The sequence below is a fragment of the Halorussus marinus genome (assembly GCF_004521895.1).
Taxonomy (GTDB): domain Archaea; phylum Halobacteriota; class Halobacteria; order Halobacteriales; family Haladaptataceae; genus Halorussus; species Halorussus marinus.
The window spans coordinates 127321-144554 of the sequence record NZ_SBIR01000004.1; the positions used below are offsets into that span (position 1 = coordinate 127321).

The window sequence follows — 17234 nt, forward strand, 5'->3', positions numbered from 1 at the left end:
TGATAGAGGCCTCGCGATAAGGTAAGAGCCATGCGGGTCTGACTGATAATTCCGAGCGAACATTGTGCTTCGAATCGGGTCCGACTCGAAATATTTGTGCCTGTGTCTTCTCTTTCGAGTACCTTTTTGAAGACCAGTTGAGTGGAACGGAGTAATGGCAGACGCTTCCGGGCTCCACGATGCCCTCCATGCGATCGCAAAACAGACTGACGGGGAAATGAGCGAGCGTGACGTGGAGAATCTGTTCCTCGAACGGGGTTTCTACGACGCCCTCGACTACGAAGGAACTGGGGTTGATCTCAGAAGCGAATTCACACTCCCCGACGACCGTCGTCCGGATTACCTCACGTTAGATAACAACGAAGCCGTCACTGCGGTCTATGAATTCAAGACCACCGGCCGTGACCTCGTGCCACACGAATCACAGTTGTTCCACTACATGGACCATCTTCGGGCCGAGTACGGGGTTCTGACAAACGGCGAGCAGTTGCGTCTCTATCGTCGAGGGCAGGACCGTCCGATGGTGGTCGTCTCGCTGGACGCGGTAAGCGAAAGCCAAGCCCGCGACATCACTAGTGCGCTCCAAAAGCGAACGTTCGATCTAACGGATCCCGACGACGTTAACAGATTTCTCGGGGCCCTCGATCCGATTCCGCTACACGATCAGGCCCAACTCGGACAGGAGCACTTCTTCGATACCTTTCGGCTCGAAGAAGGGAGTCCGTTTGCCAACCTCGTCGTCGGGATGCTAGACCTTTTGGAGGAACTCCGGGACGAACAAGAAGCGAAGTTCGTTAAGGGTGCGTACGACTTCTGGGAAGCAACGTACGCCGACGAGCCGGACGAGGTACCAAAGTCGTGGGAGCCGTTCATCGATGGTAAACAGTCGCTTCGAGACTTCATGTTCTGTCTGGAAAGCGGGCACGCGCTCCTCGCTCGGCTCCTGCTGGCGAAGGCGACCGAGGACCACGACTTCTTCGCCGGGACCGGATACGAGGGGATGGACGACTACTTCCGGGGGTTGCAGGGCTTCGGCGACAGCATCAACCTCGATGCGTTCCCCGTCGCGGCGGACAATCTCATCGATGATATGCAGGACCAGTTGGTGGAAGGGCTGTTTCAGGACGACATCTTCATTTGGTGGACCGATGGGTACGCCGAACAGCTCTCTCGCGGGCACGAATCGGGCCCGAACCAGTTCGAGGCCGTGGCCAAGGAAACGGGTGGTGTAGAGCGCGTAAGCGAGGCCACGCGGGACCGCTTCAGCCGAGCGGTAGCCGAGGTATTCTTCAACGTACTCCGGTTCGACTTCTCGGACGTGCAGGGCGACTTGCTCGGTGATCTGTACCAGCGATACTTCGACCCTGAGACGCGCAAAGCGCTCGGGGAGTTCTACACTCCTCAGCCGGTCATCGACTACATCATGGACGGGGTCGGGTACGAGCATGGTGTCTCGAACGAACGGCTTATCGACCCGTCGTGTGGGTCCGGTACGTTCCTCGTCGAAGCAGTCGAGCGATACATCGAGGACGTGGAACGCTACGAGGACGACCCCGACTGGGAAGAGCATTTACGTGATCTGTGTACGCGTCCGCGAATCGTCGGGCTCGATATCCATCCGTTCGCGGTGCTGATGGCACAGATCCGGTTCGTAGTGGCGATTCTCCCGGCCTACCGTGAGGCCAAAGGACAGAACCCGGAGTTCACGCTTCGTCGGCTCCCGATCTACCGGACCGACACGCTCCGCAACGAACGGGAACTGACTGGCGCGGATCTGGGCGACGACGGGACGCGCCAGATGACATTCGATGCGATGACCGAAGACGAACAGGACGTACGAATCCCGGTTCCGCTTCCAGTCGAGGTGGACGAGGAGGAAGCGCCCGAAACGGAAGACGGCTTCCTCGTGCGCCGGGTTCGGATGCCGCTGTTCGACACCATCCAATTGGAGACGGGCGTGGGGAACTTCGGGGAATACTTCGCGGCGCTACAAGGCGTCTTGGACACCGTCAAGGACCACATGGCGCTGGCCGAGGAGTTCGGCGGCGACTTCGACTGGGAGTACAAAAGCGGGCTCGAAGAGCGCATCAATCAGCACACCTCACAGGACTACTCTGGCGTCGAGGAGTTCTTCGCACCGTACGTCGACGACATGCTGGAGAACGTGCGGTATCTCAAGGAAGAGCACAACGACGGGCGTTTGTTCAAGATGTTCGAGGACACCGTGCTCGCGCTCGTCGTGAAGAACTACATGGAGTACGACTACGTCGTGGGGAATCCGCCGTATGTACGGGTTCAGAATCTCCCAGATAGACAAAAAGAGATGCTCGATCGACTCTACGAGTCTACGACCGGTAACTATGACATCTATTGTGTTTTCTACGAGCGTGGTTTGCAATTACTTAAAGAAGAGACAGGAGAACTCGGTTACATCACATCAAACCAATTTCTGCTCTCTGATTACGGTGAGGGTATTCGTCGAGTTTTACTTCAAGAATCTGCAATTGAGGAAGTTTACGACTTCCGAGACTCAGGTGTCTTCGAGGACGCCGCAAATCTGCCAGTCATACTCTTCGCCCGAGACGAACCTGAAGAAAGTACACGACAGGAGAATCAAATTCGCTGTTCCCGAGTAAAATCTAATATCAGCGAACCAAGCCAAAACAAACTCGATAAGGAAGTCGTCCACTCCATCCGTGAGCACCGAAATGAATCGCGGTACAGTGACGAATACATAGATATTTTTGATTATCCACAGAAGAAATTGGATTCCCAATTTTGGTCGCTGATGCCGCCTGAAGAACTTGAAGTATTCGATAAATTAAACAAAAAGCAGGACTCTACATTGGGCGAGATAACGAAATCTATCTCTTCCGGCACCCAGACAAGTGCAAACAAAGTCTATCTTGTGATCCCACAGGATGCAGATAGAATCGACCCACAGGACAAAGGTGACACTGTAACGGTAACGCCACTCGGTGAAACCAAAGAATACGAAATTGAAACCGACCTCCTCCGACCTTGGCTTCAGGGTATCGACGTACAACGGTGGCGCGGGGATTGGGCCGGTCAACACGTCATCTTCCCGTATCACTTGGAAGAAAATGAGAACGGCGCACCAGATCCCAAACTCTACCAGAAAGAAGAAATGAAAGAGAGATTCCCTAAAACATGGGATTTCTTCAAACAGCACGAAAACAGGCTTCGAGGACGTGAAGGGGGTAGATGGGAAGATAGCGAGGTCTGGTGGGAGTTTGGCCGCCCCCAGAATTTGGAAAAGTTCCGTCTTCCAAAACTCATCAATGCGGATATGGCCAGTAACGCACGGTTCATGATTGACGAAGATGGCCTATGGCACTTCAAAACTCCTTATGGTATTTATTTTGAACCAGATTTACAATCAGATACAGAACGAGTTGCTTGCTTAGTCAATTCGAAGGCTCTGGATTTCTACCTCAAGCATATCGCTCCAATGCTCTTAGGGGGAAAGTACCGATATCAATCCAGATATCTTGAAGAACTTCCGTATGTGGATGTTCAAGATGGGGACATAGCCTCACGCTTAAACAAGCCTGTCCGACAAATCTTGAACGCGCTGGATACGCAAAACAAGGCCGACCGCTTCCCCGAAGCCTACCTCGGCGACTACGACGGCGAACTCGACTACGTCACCTACGAGTGGCAGACTCGCCGGTATCCGGTGGATGCCGAAGTACAGGGCGACGTAGACGGGAATTTCACCGTGCAGGCCGGGCGATCGGACACCATCAACGACCCGGCGATGTACTCCGAAGATCGCGAGGCTCGAAAACGAAGGGCCGAGTACGTCCACGCCGCCGTGGACGGTCGGAACGTCAAGAGCGGCGAGGAAATGACAATTCCGATTCCCCGCACCGATGGCGGCGTAGTCGAACTGCTCGACCGACTCGAAGCAGACCGCGAGGACGTCCGACAGACCGACATCGAAGATCTCGAAGCCCAAATCGACGACGCGGTCTACGACCTGTTCGATCTGACCGACGACGAGCGCGAGGTCGTCGAGGAGTATCTCGACGTGTTCTGAGCGACGGGGCGCTGTCACGTATCGAACGTCGGGGAGACCAGTCGCGGTAGCGCATACGATGCACTCTTGGGGCCCCAATCGCCGCACAACTGACACATACTCCCACAAACCTTTTCTCCGGTGACTGAGTCGTTTCGGGTAATGGCAGACGTGAGCGAACTCTTGGGGGATATCGTCGACGACGCGGACGCCGTTTTCCTGTTCTCGCCGAGCGGCTCTTACTACGATCGGTTCGCCGACCTCGATTCGGACGTGGAACTCGTGGTCGTCTCGCCGGAGAACACGGTCGGGGCCGACACCTTCGTCGAGCTCCCGCTTGCGTTCGACGGCGTCGAGGACCGGATCGCCTTCGGCGTCGAGGGCGCGATGGAGGAGGGGCTCGTCGACGACGGCGATGCGGTCGTCTGCACCACCTCGATGTTCGGGGAGAACACCGACACCGCCACGCGCGTGCGGGTCAGCGAGTCGATGCGGTCGGGCGTCTACGAACTGTTCGCCGGCTCGCGGGCCGAGCCCGGGGTCATCCGGGACGTGTTCGACGTCGCGATCGAACTCGGCAAGAAGGGCCAGAAGGGCAAGCCCGTCGGCGCGCTGTTCGTGGTCGGCGACGCCGGCAAGGTGATGAACAAGTCCCGCCCGCTCAGTTACAACCCCTTCGAGAAGTCCCACGTCCACGTCGGCGACCCCATCGTGAACGTGATGCTCAAGGAGTTCTCGCGGCTCGACGGCGCGTTCGTCATCTCCGACGCCGGCAAGATCGTCTCGGCGTACCGGTACCTCGAACCCTCCGCCGAGGGGGTCGACATCCCGAAGGGGCTGGGGGCTCGCCACATGGCCGCCGGCTCGATCACCCGCGAGACGAACGCGACCGCGATCGTGCTCTCGGAGAGCGACGGGATGGTCCGGGCGTTCAAAGGTGGCGAACTCGTCTTGGAGCTCGATCCGGAGGAGTACTGATGGCGCCCCTGCAGGTCGACTGGACCGTCCTGATGCGCGACGAGTTTCAGTTCGTCCTCGCGGTCCTCGTGCTCGCGGCCGGACTGGTGGCTGGCTACGTCATCGGCCGACTGAACAAGCGCCTGCTGGTGGCCGCCGGCGTCCCCGACGCGGTCGAGCGGACGCCGTTCGAGCGCACCGCCCAGAGCCTCGGCACCGACACGGTCTCGCTGGTCGCGCGGCTCAGCTCGTGGTTCATCTACGGCGTCGTCGTGCTCATCGCGCTCAACATCGCGGAGCTGTTGAACGCCCAGCTGTTCTGGAGCGGCGTGCTCACGTTCATCCCCGACCTCTTCATCGCGGTTCTGGTGTTCATCGTCGGCTTCGTGGTCGCCGACAAGGCCCAACTGGTCGTCAGCGAACGCCTGCGCTCGGTCAAGCTCCCGGAGGTCAACATCATCCCGCGGACGGTCAAGTACACCATCGTCTATCTGGCCGCGCTGGTCGCGCTCGGACAGGTCGGCGTCGATATCGAGGCGCTTTTGATCCTGCTCGGCTCGTACGCGCTCGCTATCATCCTGTTCAGCGCGGTCGCGTTCCGGGACCTCCTGCAGTCTTCGGCCGCGGGCGTCTACCTCCTGTTGAACCAACCGTACGGCATCGGCGACGAGGTCCGGGTCGGCGAGGACCGCGGCATCGTCCAGGAGGTCGACGTCTTCGTGACCCGCATCGAGGGCGACGGCGAGGAGTACATCATCCCCAACAGGCGAGTGTTCGAGGACGGCGTCGTCCGGATCCGAGACTGAGATGCCCGGGACGCCCGACCCCGCGCTGGGGAGCGAGGCGCTCACCGTCGCGATCGCCTGTGGCGCCGGCGCGTTCGCCGCCGCGATGCCGTTCGCGGTCCGCGAGCGCCTGCCGGCGCCGTGGGCGTTCGCGGTCGGGGGCGGACTCGCGTACGCCGCGGTCTCGCTCGGCGTGTGGGCCGGGGCGCGATTCGTCACCGACCTGTTTCCGACGGCGACCGCCCGCGTGTGGCTACTCGTCGGCGGGGCCACCGCGGTCGTGCTGGTCGGCCACGCCGCGATCCCCTACTACGCCTACGCCCGGTGGGGGCTGGTCGCGCCGCTGGCGGGGCTGTTCGGCGCGACCGCACTGGTGTGGTATCTCTTTCTCCGAGTCGGCGGGGAGTCCGACCCGCTCGCGATATACCCCTTCTTCGGGGCCGCGGTGGTCGCCGGGCTCTGTGTCCTCGCACTCGTCGAGGCCGGGGTCCGACGACTGATCGTCGCCGGATAGCGATCTCGGCGCGCACGCCGAGTCGATTCCGGCCAGATCAGTCCGACAGCTCGTCGCTGTTCATCGGGCGGGCGGGGATTCCCGCGACCGTCGCGCCCGCCGGCACGTCTTCGGTCACCAGCGAGTTTGCGGCGACGCTCGCGCCGGCGCCGATCTCGACGCCCGGGAGCACGACCGCGCCCGCGCCGATCATCGCCCGCTCGCCGACGACGACCTCGCCGGTGCGGTACTCGTCCTGGAGGAACTCGTGACAGAGCAGAGTGGCGTCGTAGCCGACGATGGCGTGGTCCTCGACGGTGACGAGTTCGGGCCAGAACACGTCGGGCGTGGATTCGAGCCCCCACGAGACGCCCTCGCCGACGGTGACGCCGATCGAACGCAACAGGTAGTTTTTGAGCCGCAGGCTGGGCGAGACGCGAGCCAGAACGATGACGACGTAGTTCAGCGCGACCCGGAGCGGGTGTTTGGCGTCGAGCCACGACTGGAGGGAGTTGTACGGCCCCGGCGTCGCGTGGTGGGCGATTCGATCGTGGCGTCGCGTCTCGTCGGTCACGGCCGGAGGTTCGAGGGGTTCGGTCTTGAAGGTGGCTGGTCCGGGTCGGCTCACTCCGAGAGCATCCGGAACACGGGATCGAGATCGGCGGCGGCGTCGGTCAGCTCGACGCGGCTCTCGGCCGGGTCGTAGTCGACGACCCCTGCCTCCGCGAGCCGGGGCAGGTGGCGGTGGTGGAGCGCGGTCGCGGTCCGCTCGCGCTCGTCGTCGGCCACCCCCTCGGGGTCGCGGTCCTCGGCGATCGCGACCGTCGCCGACGCGAGCTCGCCGAGCGACACGGCGCCGTCCGCTCGGCGGAGCACGACGAGCGCACACCGCCGGTCGGCGTCGCTCAGTAGCTCGAAGACCTCGTCGGTCGTCAGCGTCGCCGATCGCTCGCCCGAGTCGAACATATCCTCTGTGAACAGGCTACCGGGCTTTGTTATGTGTCGCTTTCGACTCGACAAGCCCGACTTGACTACCGGCTCCGGAGGTCGGCGACGTGGTCGATCCGCCGCTGGACCAGATCGGGTTTGCCGATGTCGTGGCGCACGTCGAGGCCCTCCTCGCCCGCGACCGCGAGGGCGTCCTCGGCGATCGCCTCGGCGTCGGTGACGGTGTCGGCGACGCCCACCACCGCGAACGCCCGGGAGGTGGTGGTGTAGATGCCGTCTTCGCGCTGGTCGACGCTCGCGTAGAACAGGAGCGCGTCGCCCGCGTTCTCCTCGGTGATCTCGACCTTCGCGCCGGCCTCCGGATCGGTCGGATACCCCTCGGGAACGGCGTACTTACAGACCGTGGCGTTCGGCGCGAACGAGAGGCCGGGGAGCGACTCGCCCTCGCGGGCCGCGACCAGCACGTCGAGGAAGTCGGTGTCGAGCACCGGCAGGGTGTTCATCGCCTCGGGGTCGCCCAACCGGGCGTTGAACTCCACGACCTTCACGCCGTCGGCGGTGAGCATGAACTGCCCGTAGAGGACGCCCTTGTAGCCGTCGAGGGCGTCGACGGTCGCCTCTAGCACGTTGAGGGCCGCCTCGTAGTCGTCGTCGGTCATGAACGGCAGGGCGGAGTCGGCGTCGCTGTAACTCCCCATACCGCCGGTGTTTGGCCCCTCGTCGCCCTCGTAGGCGCGCTTGTGGTCCTGCACCGCCGGGGTGACCCGGAGGTCGCCGTTCGCGACGAACGCCTGGACGGTAAACTCCTCGCCGACCAGTCGCTCTTCGAGGACCACCCGGTCGTAGTCGGCGTCCCGGAGGTACGTCTTGGCCTCCTCGGCGGTCACCTGATCGCCGATCACTCGGACGCCCTTCCCGCCGGTGAGTCCGGCGGGCTTGACCGCGAGGTCGCCGTCGGCGGCGTCGATGTACTCGCAGGCGGCCTCGACGTCGTCGAACGTCTCGAACTCCGGACACCCCGGGACGTCGTGGTCGCGCATGAACCGGCGCTGGTAGGCCTTGTCGGTCTCGATGCGAGCTTGGGCCTCGTTGGGCCCGAACGCGTAGATGCCGGCGTCGTCGAGCGCGTCGGCGACGCCCGCCGCGAGCGGCCCCTCCGGGCCGACGACCGCGAGGGTCGCGTCCACGTCCTCGGCGTAGGCCACGACCGCGCTCGGGTCGGTGGTTTCGAGGGTCTCGAACCCCTCGGCGATCGACGCGATGCCGGGGTTGCGGTTGCCCGCGCAGGCGTACAGCGTGGCGTCGCCGTCCGCCAGCGCACGCGCGATGGCGTGTTCGCGGCCGCCGCCGCCGACCAACAGCACTGTCTCGCTCATGCCCGGAGAGTGTAGGCACGGGAGTGTAAAGTTTGCTCTTGACGAACGAAGATGTATGCACGAGTATGGGGGGACGTCGGCGGGAGAACTATTAGCTGTCGGACGCTACCGAGTCACATGACCGAGTTCACGGGCGCGTGGGCGGAGCCGGCGGTCGAGTCGTATCTCGCGGAGGCGGCGATCCCGATCCGGCTGGCCTGCCACCGCCCCGACGGGTCGCTGTGGCTTGTCGCGCTGTGGTACCGCTACCGCGACGGCGTCTTCGAGTGTGCGACCGGGGCGAACGCCGACGTGGTCGGCTACCTCCGGGGCGACTCCGCGGTCGCGTTCGAGGTGTCCGAGAACCGGCCGCCCTACCGGGGCGTCCGGGGCAACGGCACCGCCGCACTCTCGCCCGACGCCGACAAGTCGGTCCTCCGGGATCTCGTCGAGCGGTACCTCGGCGACGCCGGCTCGCCGCTCGCCGAGTGGCTCCTCTCGGAGGACCGCGAGGAGGTCCGGATCCGCATCCGGCCCGACCGCGTCCACAGTTGGGATTACAGCGACCGGATGGCGGCCGACGGGGCGTAGGGTGGCCGGTCGGCCGGTCGCTCCATCGGAACCCCGACTTTACGTCGGTCAAGCCCCTCCGGTCGCCCATGAGCGAGCCCGACGCCGACCCGACCGACCGCAATCGGCTCGACGACGAACAGAGCCCCTACCTCCGCCAGCACGCCGACAACCCCGTCAACTGGCAGCCGTGGGACGAGACCGCGCTCGCCGCGGCCGAGGACCGGGACGTGCCGATCTTCCTGTCGGTCGGCTACTCGGCGTGTCACTGGTGTCACGTCATGGAAGAAGAGAGCTTCGAGGACGAGGGCGTCGCGGAGGTGCTCAACGAGCACTTCGTCCCGATCAAGGTCGACCGCGAGGAGCGCCCCGATCTCGACAGCGTCTACCAGACCATCTGTCAGGCGGTCACCCGCCGGGGCGGCTGGCCGCTCTCGGCGTGGCTCACGCCCGACGGCCGGCCGTTCTACGTCGGGACCTACTTCCCGAAGGAGGCCAAGCGCGGCCAGCCCGGCTTCCGGGACCTGCTCGAGAACATCGCCGACTCCTGGGGCGACGAGGACGACCGCGCCGAGATGGAAAACCGGGCCGACCAGTGGACCGACGCCATCGAGGGCGAACTCGAATCGGTGCCCGAGGCGAGCGAACTCCCCGGGGACGGCGTCCTCGAAACCGCCGCCGACGCCGCGGTCCGGAGCGCCGACCGCGAACACGGCGGGTTCGGCACGGGCCAGAAGTTCCCGCAGGCCGGACGGATCCACCTGCTCTTGCGGGCCGCCGCCGATCTGGGCGACGAGGAGTACCGCGAAGTCGCCGCCGAGGCGCTCGAAGCGATGACCGACGGCGGGTTGTTCGATCACGTCGGGGGCGGCTTCCACCGCTACACGGTCGACCGGGAGTGGGTCGTCCCCCACTTCGAGAAGATGCTGTACGACAACGCCGAGATAACCCGGGCGTTGCTCGCGGGGTATCAGGCCGTCGGCGACGACCGATTCGCCGAGGCCGCCCGCCGGACCGTCGGGTTCGTCGAGCGAGAGCTCACCCACCCGGAGGGCGGGTTCTACAGCACCCTCGACGCCCAGAGCGAGGGCGAGGAGGGCGCGTTCTACGTCTGGACGCCCGACCAGATCCGGTCGGCGGTCGCCGACGAGGACGCCGCCGACCTCTTCTGCGAGCGGTTCGGCGTCACGGAGTCGGGCAACTTCGAGGGGTCGACGGTGCTCACGATCTCCGAGTCGATCCCCGAACTCGCCGACGCCTCCGACCTCGAGGAGTCGACCGTCCGCGAACGCCTCGAAGACGCCCGCGAGCAGGTCTTCGACGCCCGGGCCCAGCGGGTCCGACCCCGCCGCGACGAGAAGGTGCTTGCGGGGTGGAACGGTCTGATGATCTCGGCGCTGGCCGAGGCCGCCCTAGTGCTCGAGGACGGCGACCGGTACGTCGGCCTCGCGACCGACGCGCTGGAGTTCGTCCGCGAACGCCTCTGGGACGACGAGGAGAATCGGCTCTCTCGGCGGTACAAGGGGGGCGACGTCGCGATCGAGGGCTACCTCGAAGACTACGCCTTCCTCGCGCGGGCCGCGCTGAACTGCTACGAGGCGACCGGCGACCGCGACCACCTCGGGTTCGCGCTCGACCTCGCCGACGCCGTCGCGGCCGAGTTCTACGACGAGTCGGCCGGCACGATCTACTTCACGCCCGACAGCGGCGAGGAGTTGGTCGCGCGCCCCCAAGAGCCCCACGACCAATCGACGCCCTCCAGCCTCGGGGTCGCGGTCGATACCCTCCTCGCGCTCGATCCGTTCCGGCCCGACGACGAGTTCGAGGCGATCGCCGAGCGCGTCCTCGAAACCCGGGGACGGGGAATCACGTCGAACCCGCTCCAGCACGCCTCGCTCGCGCTGGCGGCCGACCGGTACGCGACCGGGTCGCTCGAGGTCACCGTCGCGGCCGACCGACTTCCCGAGGCGTGGCGCGAGGAACTCGCCGCCCGATATCTCCCGCGGCGCGTGGTGTCGGTCCGACCGCCCGCCGACGAGGGCCTCTCGTCGTGGCTCGACGCGCTCGGGCTCGCGGAAGCGCCGCCGATCTGGGCCGACCGGACCGCCCGCGAGGGCGCCCCAACCGCGTACGTCTGTCGCGGGTTCGCGTGCTCGCCGCCCGAAACGGACGTGACGGCGGCCCTCGACTGGGCCGACGCGTCGTAGCGGCGGGCCCGCGATCACTCGCGCGGGACCGCGATGTTGCGTAGTGGGCCGTCACACTCCGGGCAGGACCCGGGGTGGTCGGGCGCCTCCTCGCGGTGGAGACACCGCCGGCACTCGTAGGTTCCGCCGTCCGGACTGTACGTGTCAGTTCTCACCATGACAATTGGTGGCACTGACCGAGTGTTAACGGTTTCCCTAAGTGCATACCGGGCGCTACTAGGTGTTTAATCACGGACGAGGGTCCGGCGGTCGGACCCGACTCGCCGGGCGCTCAGGCCAGCACGTCCGACGAGAGCAGTCGGTCGGCGACGTACTCGGCGGCGGGTCGGTCTTCGCTCTCCTCGAAGCGGGCCAGCTCCTTGCCGTCGCGCTCGACGACGATAGTCGGGATGTGGGTCACGTCGTACGCCTCGACGCCTTCGCCGTCCTTGTTCTCGTCGACCTCGTGGACGGCGATCTCGTCTTCGGGGACGCCCGCGGCTTCGAGCGCCGCGAACAGGTCCGGGAGGACCGCCCGGCAGTCGCCACACCAGTCGGCGCCCCAGATCCGGTAGGTGACCTCGCCGACGCCGGCCTCGATGGCGTCGACGGCTTCGCTGTGTGCCGCTGTGTCCCACGTCGGACTCGGTTCGGTCGTCTCCATGTGAGACCTGTAGTGGCCGGACGGATTTAACCACACAGGCCCCGGCGAAAATCCCGGCACGACCTGCCGACGAGCAGTACGTGTTTATGCCTGCCGGCCGTACTCCCGACGATGAGAGAGTCCATCCTCGATACGATCGGTTCGCCGCTCGTCCGGGTGGCCTCGCCGGAGGGTGCGACCGTCGCGGCGAAGGTCGAAGCGTTCAACCCCGGCGGGTCGGCCAAAGACAGACCGGCCAGAGAGATGATCGCCGCCGCCGAGCGCGCCGGCGAGATCGAGCCCGGCGACCGGCTGGTCGAACCCACCAGCGGCAACACGGGCATCGGGCTCGCGGTCGCGGCGGCCGCCCGCGGCTACGATCTCACTATCGTGATGCCCGCCTCGAAGTCGCCCGAGCGCCGCGAACTGCTTCGGGCGTACGGCGCGGACGTGGAACTGGTCGAGGGGAACATGGAGTCGGCCCGCGACCGGGCCGACCGACTCGCCGAGACGGAGGGCGCCGTCCAGATGGGGCAGTTCGAGAACCCCGCGAACGCCGCGGCCCACTACCGGACGACCGCCGAGGAGATCCTCGAACAGGTCGAGGGCCGCGAGATCGACGCCTTCGTCGCGGGCGTGGGGACCGGCGGCACGATCACCGGCACGGCGTCGCGCCTGCGCGAGGCGTTCCCCGAGATGGAGGTCGTCGCGGTCGAGCCCGAGCGCAACGCCGTCCTCAAAAAGGAGTTGGACACCGAGAGCGGCGCGTCCGGCGACGACCGCCCGATCGGCGAGGACGACTATCAGGGGATGGGTCCGGGGTTCGTGAGCGAACTGCTCGACACCGATCTGCTGGACGCCGTCGAGACGGTCGCCCTCGACGACGCCGAAGCGGAGGCCCGACGACTGGCCCGCGAAGAGGGGATCCTCGTGGGTCAGTCCTCGGGGGCGGCGTCGGTCGCGGCCCGCCGGGTCGCAGACCGCATCGCCCGACCCCAGCTCAACTGCCCGGAGGTGCCCGACGAACTCGCCGATCTCACGGGATCGGACGGCGAGGACGGCGCGGCCTCCGCGGAGCTGTCGTCCGACGGCGGCGTCGACGACGGCTACGACGACTGTCCGCTCGTGGTGACCGTCTACCCCGACAGCGGCGAGCGGTACCTCTCGACCGGGATGTTCGACTGAGCGGCCGCGACTCCGTCTCGATCGGTCGCGTTCGAAACCGACGGCTCCGAGCGCTCGGCGGGCGACGGTCCCAGACTCTGCGAGTAAGTGAAACGATCCAGCGAAGACGTCGGCGAGATATAGGTCTATCCGCCGAACTCAGACTCGGTGACCCGAACGACGACGGTGTCCGGGACGTCCCGCAGGTCGTACGCCGGGATGTCGCCGTCGGTTCGCGAGAGGTACATCGGCTCGACCAGCTCGTCCTCGGCGGTCAGGCCGTACACCTTGAGGTACTCGTCGGTCTCGGCCGGGTCGACCGCGCCGTCCCGAACCGCGGTCGCCAGCTCCCGGGAGAGCCACTCCTCGTCGGTGACGCTGGGCTCCATCACCAGCGCGTCGTCGGCGAACCGCACCAGATACCAGTTCAGGTCGTTGCACAGCGCGATCGCCGACCCCAGACTGATGGTGTCGACCGCCAGCGAGTTGCGGTACGGCTCCCGGAGGTCGTAGGTCGCGAGCGCCTCGCGGGCGGTCTCGCGCGATCGGAGCTCGGTCCGGAGATCGACCCCCGGCGAGCCGACGAAACAGACCCGAGTCACACGCTGTGGAAGGAATCTGCGCCGTAAAGCGATTTCGTTCGGCGGCCGGGAGACGTCGGCCGCAGGAACGGGTCTGTTCCGAGCGCTCCCGGAGTCACACCCACATCGAACACGTAAGCCCTTTGGTGCTAATCCGGAAACACGTCGGACGTGACGAACACGACCGAGAGCCGGACGTTCCTGCGCGGCGTCGCCGTCGTCGGTCTGCTCGGCGCCGGCGCGTCGTATCTGTACGGCGGGTCCGACTCGTTCGGGACGTACGTCGAGGTACTGATTCCCGTCGTCGTGGTTCTTTCGATGCTGACGCTGGCCGTCCACGGCGACGAGTCGTAACGACGGCCCCGATCAGACCTCGACGACCGTCGCGTCCTCGGCCGCCTCCCGGGCGCGCTCGAACAGCCCCGCCGGCCGGGCGTTCTCGACGATTTCGAGCGTGGCGTTCGTCTCGGGGTAGTCGGGTGCGATCCGGTTGCATCCCGCGGGGATCGTCGAGTCCCGGTACGTGCCGATCCGGCGGGCACGCTCGGTGATCTCGGACTTGTCCATCGTCAACAGCGGACGGTGGATCGGCAGCGCGGTCGCCTGACTCGTCGCCCCGAGGTTCCGAGTGGTCTGAGAGGACTTCTGGCCGATCGCCTCGCCGGTCACGATGCCGGCGGCGTTGACCTCGCGGGCGACGTGCTCGGCGACCCGGTACATGAACTGGCGATACACCAGCATCCGGGCGGGTCCGACCTCCTCGGCGAGCAGGTCCATCACGTCGCCCGCGGGGACCTTCCGGATCGCCAGCTCGAAGTTGGGGGCGTACTCCCGGAGCCGCCGGACCGTCTCCATCGCGCGGGCCTCGTGGTCGGCGCCGCCGTAGTCGCCGAGTTCGAGGTAGACGGGCACGATTGGCGAGCCCCGCTTCATCAGCTCCCACGCCGCGACCGGCGAGTCGATGCCGCCGCTCACCAGCGCGACGACCGGCGCCTGCGTCCCGAGCGGAAGCCCGCCGGGACCGGGCCGCTTCTCGGTGAACACGTACGCCTCGTCTTCGCGACACTCGACGTAGAAGACCGCATCGGGGTCGTCCAGATCGACCTCGGGATCGTCGAGCGCCTCGAAGACCGCCGCCCCGGCCTCGTTTTCGAGGTCCTTGCTCGTGAACGGGTGGGCGTCGGTCGTCCCCGCACGGCGGGCGTCGACGGCGAAGGTATCCCCGACCGCCCCGCGGTGCTCGCGGGCGGTCCGGCCGAGCGCCGACACGATCGCGTCGGCCTCGGCCGGCACCACGAGCGCGGGGCTGGCCGACCGGACGCCGAAGGTGTCGGTCGCGGCGTCGGTTGCCGCGTCGACGCTCTCGGGGTCGGCGTGGACGAACAGCCGGGACCACCGGCGCTCGACCGTCGCGTCGACGCCCCGATCCTCGACGATCGCTTCGAGGTTGTCCCGGAGCCGCCGCTCCATCTCGGCCTGCACCTTCCCGCTCTTGACGCCCACGTCCGCGTGACGGACCAGGACGGTGTCGGCTTCCGGGGGTCGCATGTCCCCCCGTAGACGCGAGCCGGATAAACGGCCTTCGGTTGGCCGACGCGCCGACGACGCTCGCCCGCCTCAGAACGTCGACAGCTCGCCGTCGATCACCCGCTCGGTGATCGAGGTGACGTCGGCGAGCTCGCGGTCGATGATGGCCGCGATGTCGGCCTCGATGTCCGACAGCGCGACGCCGTCGGCGGTGACGACCTCCGCGTCGGCGACGTGGGGCTGGTCGATGGGGCGGCCGATCTGACTGAGCAGTCGGATCCGGAGGTCCCGGATCCCGTCGACCTCGGCGACGACCGACTCGGCGATCTGGGTCCCGAGCAGGTTGTAGATCTTCCCGATGTGGTTGACGGGGTTTTTGCCCGAGGTGGCCTCCATCGACATCGACCGGTTCGGGGTGATGAGCCCGTTCGAGCGGTTGCCCCGACCGACCGAGCCGTCGTCGCCCATCTCGGCGCTGGTACCGGTGGTCGTGAGGTAGACGTTCTCCTCGCCCTCGCCGTCGGTGTCGGCGGTGTTGACGTAGACGGTCACCTCGCGGTCGGTGTACTCGGTCGCGACCTCGCGGACGAACTCCCGGATCGACTCGACGGTCTCGTCGTAGGCCGCGCGGTCGTCGACGTACTTGTCGATCAGCGCCGCCGCGACCGTGATGTCGATGCTGTCGCCCTCGCGTTTGCCCATGATCTTCACGTCCTGACCGAGCGCGGGGTCGTCGTCGGCGAACTCGCCGTTGAGCCGGCGTTCGGCGTTCAACACGATCTGTTCGGTCTCGGTCAGCGGCGCGTGGCCCACGCCGAAGCTGGTGTCGTTCGCCATCGGAACGGTCGCGCCCTCCTCGCCGAAGACCTCCTTGAGGTCGCCGCTTCCTTCTCCGAGCTTCACGTCGACGATGATGTCGGTCCCGAACTCGAGTTCGGGGAAGTGCTCGTCGATGTACTCGCGGGCCGCCTCCAGCGCGATCTTCCCGGTCGGGATGGTGAGGCCCTCGTACTCTTTGGTCGCGCGACCGACGATGAGCAGATAGATCGGATCGATCATCTCCCCGCCCCCGAACGCGGGATCGGCCCGGCCCGCGACGAGTTGTGTCTCGTCGGTGTTGTAGTGGAGCACCTTCCCCACTCGGTCGAGGTACGCCTGTGCGAGCGCCCGAGAGACGCTCTCGGCGATGCCGTCGGAGATCGAATCGGGGTGGCCCAGCCCCTTCCGCTCGACGATCTCGATCTCCTGGTCCTCGACCGCCGGTCGGTCGATGGGTTCGACTTCGATGTTCCTGTCAGTCATTACTCGGTCTTCCCGGCGCCGGAATCTATAACTTGCGGAAACGGTTCCGCCCCGTAAAATAACTAATAGTTATCTCCCGCCCCGAGTGCCTCACTCGCCGGCGAGCAACAGGCCGAGATACGACGTCCGGATCTGATCGTCGGCGTCGAGTCCGAGTGCCGCGAGCACCTTGATCGCACCTTCTCGGGCGGATTCGACGCCCTTCTCCTCGGCGTCGGTCTCGACCTCGACGAACTCGCCCAGCCCCTCGACCGCGTCGAGCGTGACGGTGTAGCCGTCAAGGGCGAACCGCTCGCGCTCCTTGCGGACCGTCGCCGCGGGCTCGAACCCGAGCGCCTCGAAGATTTCCGCGGTCGCCTCGCCGTCGGCGACCGCGGTCTCGATCTCCCGGCGGGTCTTCGACTCGGCCTCCACCAGCGGCCCCTTGTAGGTGAGTTCGGTGGACGCCTCGCCGGCCGCGGTCGTCTCCTCTCGGAGCCGCAGGGCCTCGTCGGTCTCGGCGAACTCGCGGTGGGGCGCGTCGTAGTAAGTGTCGATCTGTGTCACCTCGTCGACGGGATCGGCGTCGCGGTCGGCGAGTCGGTCGCGGACCCGGTCGTGGTCGGCGCGGACCTTCAGTTCGACCTCGTACATTCGTCTGGTAGTCGGGGCGTCGGCGTCTTTGGGGTTGTGCTTCGGTCG

The 17234-nt window shown here is 65.9% G+C and carries 17 protein-coding genes; 8 read left to right on the forward strand and 9 right to left on the reverse strand.

Annotated elements, in window-relative coordinates:
• Positions 1-154: 154 nt before the first annotated feature.
• The 4 genes from EPL04_RS06430 to EPL04_RS06445 all read left to right on the forward strand — a co-directional run bounded on the left by EPL04_RS06430 (position 155) and on the right by EPL04_RS06445 (position 6298).
• On the forward strand, positions 155-4063 hold the full coding sequence (locus EPL04_RS06430; RefSeq protein WP_134670509.1) for an Eco57I restriction-modification methylase domain-containing protein: 3909 nt from the start codon (positions 155-157) through the stop codon (positions 4061-4063).
• Between the two features lie 141 nt (positions 4064-4204).
• Complete coding sequence (gene dacZ, locus EPL04_RS06435) at positions 4205-5020, forward strand: diadenylate cyclase DacZ (protein WP_134670510.1); 816 nt, start codon at positions 4205-4207, stop codon at positions 5018-5020.
• Positions 5020-5805 carry a mechanosensitive ion channel domain-containing protein gene (locus EPL04_RS06440; RefSeq protein ID WP_134670511.1) on the forward strand — a complete coding sequence of 262 codons (786 nt, stop codon included), beginning with the start codon at positions 5020-5022 and terminating at the stop codon, positions 5803-5805. Before dacZ ends, EPL04_RS06440 begins: the two co-directional genes overlap by 1 nt.
• 1 nt (position 5806) lies before the next feature.
• The gene (locus EPL04_RS06445) at positions 5807-6298 is read left to right on the forward strand and encodes a hypothetical protein (protein WP_134670512.1); all 492 of its coding nucleotides are present in this window, start codon (positions 5807-5809) and stop codon (positions 6296-6298) included.
• A 37-nt stretch (positions 6299-6335) separates the two neighbouring features.
• On the opposite strand, the gene EPL04_RS06450 is transcribed toward EPL04_RS06445, so the two are convergent.
• From EPL04_RS06450 to purD, 3 genes are all read right to left on the reverse strand, one after another.
• Complete coding sequence (locus EPL04_RS06450) at positions 6336-6851, reverse strand: acyltransferase (RefSeq protein ID WP_134670513.1); 516 nt, start codon at positions 6849-6851, stop codon at positions 6336-6338.
• A 50-nt stretch (positions 6852-6901) separates the two neighbouring features.
• Positions 6902-7243: a DUF7344 domain-containing protein gene (locus EPL04_RS06455; RefSeq protein ID WP_134670514.1), complete on the reverse strand. Its 342-nt coding sequence runs from the start codon at positions 7241-7243 to the stop codon at positions 6902-6904.
• 65 nt (positions 7244-7308) lie between these two features.
• The gene (purD, locus tag EPL04_RS06460) at positions 7309-8601 is read right to left on the reverse strand and encodes a phosphoribosylamine--glycine ligase (RefSeq protein ID WP_134670515.1); all 1293 of its coding nucleotides are present in this window, start codon (positions 8599-8601) and stop codon (positions 7309-7311) included.
• 117 nt (positions 8602-8718) lie between these two features.
• On the opposite strand from purD, the gene EPL04_RS06465 reads away from it, so the two are divergent.
• Positions 8719-9171 carry a pyridoxamine 5'-phosphate oxidase family protein gene (locus EPL04_RS06465; RefSeq protein ID WP_134670516.1) on the forward strand — a complete coding sequence of 151 codons (453 nt, stop codon included), beginning with the start codon at positions 8719-8721 and terminating at the stop codon, positions 9169-9171.
• A gap of 68 nt (positions 9172-9239) precedes the next feature.
• Positions 9240-11357 carry a thioredoxin domain-containing protein gene (locus EPL04_RS06470; protein WP_134670517.1) on the forward strand — a complete coding sequence of 706 codons (2118 nt, stop codon included), beginning with the start codon at positions 9240-9242 and terminating at the stop codon, positions 11355-11357.
• Positions 11358-11371: 14 nt separating this feature from the next.
• On the opposite strand, the gene EPL04_RS06475 is transcribed toward EPL04_RS06470, so the two are convergent.
• Together EPL04_RS06475 and EPL04_RS06480 are read right to left on the reverse strand one after the other, a co-directional pair.
• Complete coding sequence (locus EPL04_RS06475; protein WP_134670518.1) at positions 11372-11515, reverse strand: rubrerythrin-like domain-containing protein; 144 nt, start codon at positions 11513-11515, stop codon at positions 11372-11374.
• 113 nt (positions 11516-11628) lie between these two features.
• Complete coding sequence (locus tag EPL04_RS06480; RefSeq protein ID WP_134670519.1) at positions 11629-12000, reverse strand: thioredoxin family protein; 372 nt, start codon at positions 11998-12000, stop codon at positions 11629-11631.
• Between the two features lie 111 nt (positions 12001-12111).
• On the opposite strand from EPL04_RS06480, the gene EPL04_RS06485 reads away from it, so the two are divergent.
• Entirely contained in the window at positions 12112-13164 is a 1053-nt protein-coding gene (locus EPL04_RS06485) for a PLP-dependent cysteine synthase family protein (protein ID WP_134670520.1), read from the forward strand.
• A 125-nt stretch (positions 13165-13289) separates the two neighbouring features.
• Here EPL04_RS06485 and EPL04_RS06490 read toward each other — a convergent pair whose 3' ends face one another.
• Positions 13290-13745, reverse strand: a complete 456-nt coding sequence (locus EPL04_RS06490) for a DUF5804 family protein (RefSeq protein ID WP_134670521.1) — start codon at positions 13743-13745, stop codon at positions 13290-13292.
• 150 nt (positions 13746-13895) lie between these two features.
• Between EPL04_RS06490 and EPL04_RS06495 the strand changes: the two genes are divergently transcribed.
• The gene (locus EPL04_RS06495) at positions 13896-14078 is read left to right on the forward strand and encodes a hypothetical protein (RefSeq protein WP_134670522.1); all 183 of its coding nucleotides are present in this window, start codon (positions 13896-13898) and stop codon (positions 14076-14078) included.
• 12 nt (positions 14079-14090) lie between these two features.
• Here EPL04_RS06495 and EPL04_RS06500 read toward each other — a convergent pair whose 3' ends face one another.
• The 3 genes from EPL04_RS06500 to cyaB all read right to left on the reverse strand — a co-directional run bounded on the left by EPL04_RS06500 (position 14091) and on the right by cyaB (position 17186).
• The gene (locus EPL04_RS06500; RefSeq protein ID WP_134670523.1) at positions 14091-15272 is read right to left on the reverse strand and encodes a tRNA sulfurtransferase; all 1182 of its coding nucleotides are present in this window, start codon (positions 15270-15272) and stop codon (positions 14091-14093) included.
• Between the two features lie 69 nt (positions 15273-15341).
• Positions 15342-16553 carry a methionine adenosyltransferase gene (locus tag EPL04_RS06505; RefSeq protein WP_134670524.1) on the reverse strand — a complete coding sequence of 404 codons (1212 nt, stop codon included), beginning with the start codon at positions 16551-16553 and terminating at the stop codon, positions 15342-15344.
• A 90-nt stretch (positions 16554-16643) separates the two neighbouring features.
• Positions 16644-17186, reverse strand: a complete 543-nt coding sequence (gene cyaB, locus EPL04_RS06510; RefSeq protein WP_134670525.1) for a class IV adenylate cyclase — start codon at positions 17184-17186, stop codon at positions 16644-16646.
• Positions 17187-17234 lie beyond the last annotated feature (48 nt).

Excerpts from the sequence above, each read along its gene's own strand:
- EPL04_RS06480 (WP_134670519.1), bottom strand. The coding sequence starts at position 12,000 with ATGGAGACGACCGAACCGAGTCCGACGTGGGACACAGCGGCACACAGC.
- EPL04_RS06500 (WP_134670523.1), bottom strand. The coding sequence starts at position 15,272 with ATGCGACCCCCGGAAGCCGACACCGTCCTGGTCCGTCACGCGGACGTG.
- cyaB (WP_134670525.1), bottom strand. The coding sequence starts at position 17,186 with ATGTACGAGGTCGAACTGAAGGTCCGCGCCGACCACGACCGGGTCCGC.
- dacZ (WP_134670510.1), top strand. The coding sequence starts at position 4,205 with ATGGCAGACGTGAGCGAACTCTTGGGGGATATCGTCGACGACGCGGAC.
- EPL04_RS06445 (WP_134670512.1), top strand. The coding sequence starts at position 5,807 with ATGCCCGGGACGCCCGACCCCGCGCTGGGGAGCGAGGCGCTCACCGTC.
- EPL04_RS06465 (WP_134670516.1), top strand. The coding sequence starts at position 8,719 with ATGACCGAGTTCACGGGCGCGTGGGCGGAGCCGGCGGTCGAGTCGTAT.
- EPL04_RS06455 (WP_134670514.1), bottom strand. The coding sequence starts at position 7,243 with ATGTTCGACTCGGGCGAGCGATCGGCGACGCTGACGACCGACGAGGTC.
- purD (WP_134670515.1), bottom strand. The coding sequence starts at position 8,601 with ATGAGCGAGACAGTGCTGTTGGTCGGCGGCGGCGGCCGCGAACACGCC.
- EPL04_RS06470 (WP_134670517.1), top strand. The coding sequence starts at position 9,240 with ATGAGCGAGCCCGACGCCGACCCGACCGACCGCAATCGGCTCGACGAC.
- EPL04_RS06475 (WP_134670518.1), bottom strand. The coding sequence starts at position 11,515 with ATGGTGAGAACTGACACGTACAGTCCGGACGGCGGAACCTACGAGTGC.
- EPL04_RS06430 (WP_134670509.1), top strand. The coding sequence starts at position 155 with ATGGCAGACGCTTCCGGGCTCCACGATGCCCTCCATGCGATCGCAAAA.
- EPL04_RS06485 (WP_134670520.1), top strand. The coding sequence starts at position 12,112 with ATGAGAGAGTCCATCCTCGATACGATCGGTTCGCCGCTCGTCCGGGTG.
- EPL04_RS06440 (WP_134670511.1), top strand. The coding sequence starts at position 5,020 with ATGGCGCCCCTGCAGGTCGACTGGACCGTCCTGATGCGCGACGAGTTT.
- EPL04_RS06505 (WP_134670524.1), bottom strand. The coding sequence starts at position 16,553 with ATGACTGACAGGAACATCGAAGTCGAACCCATCGACCGACCGGCGGTC.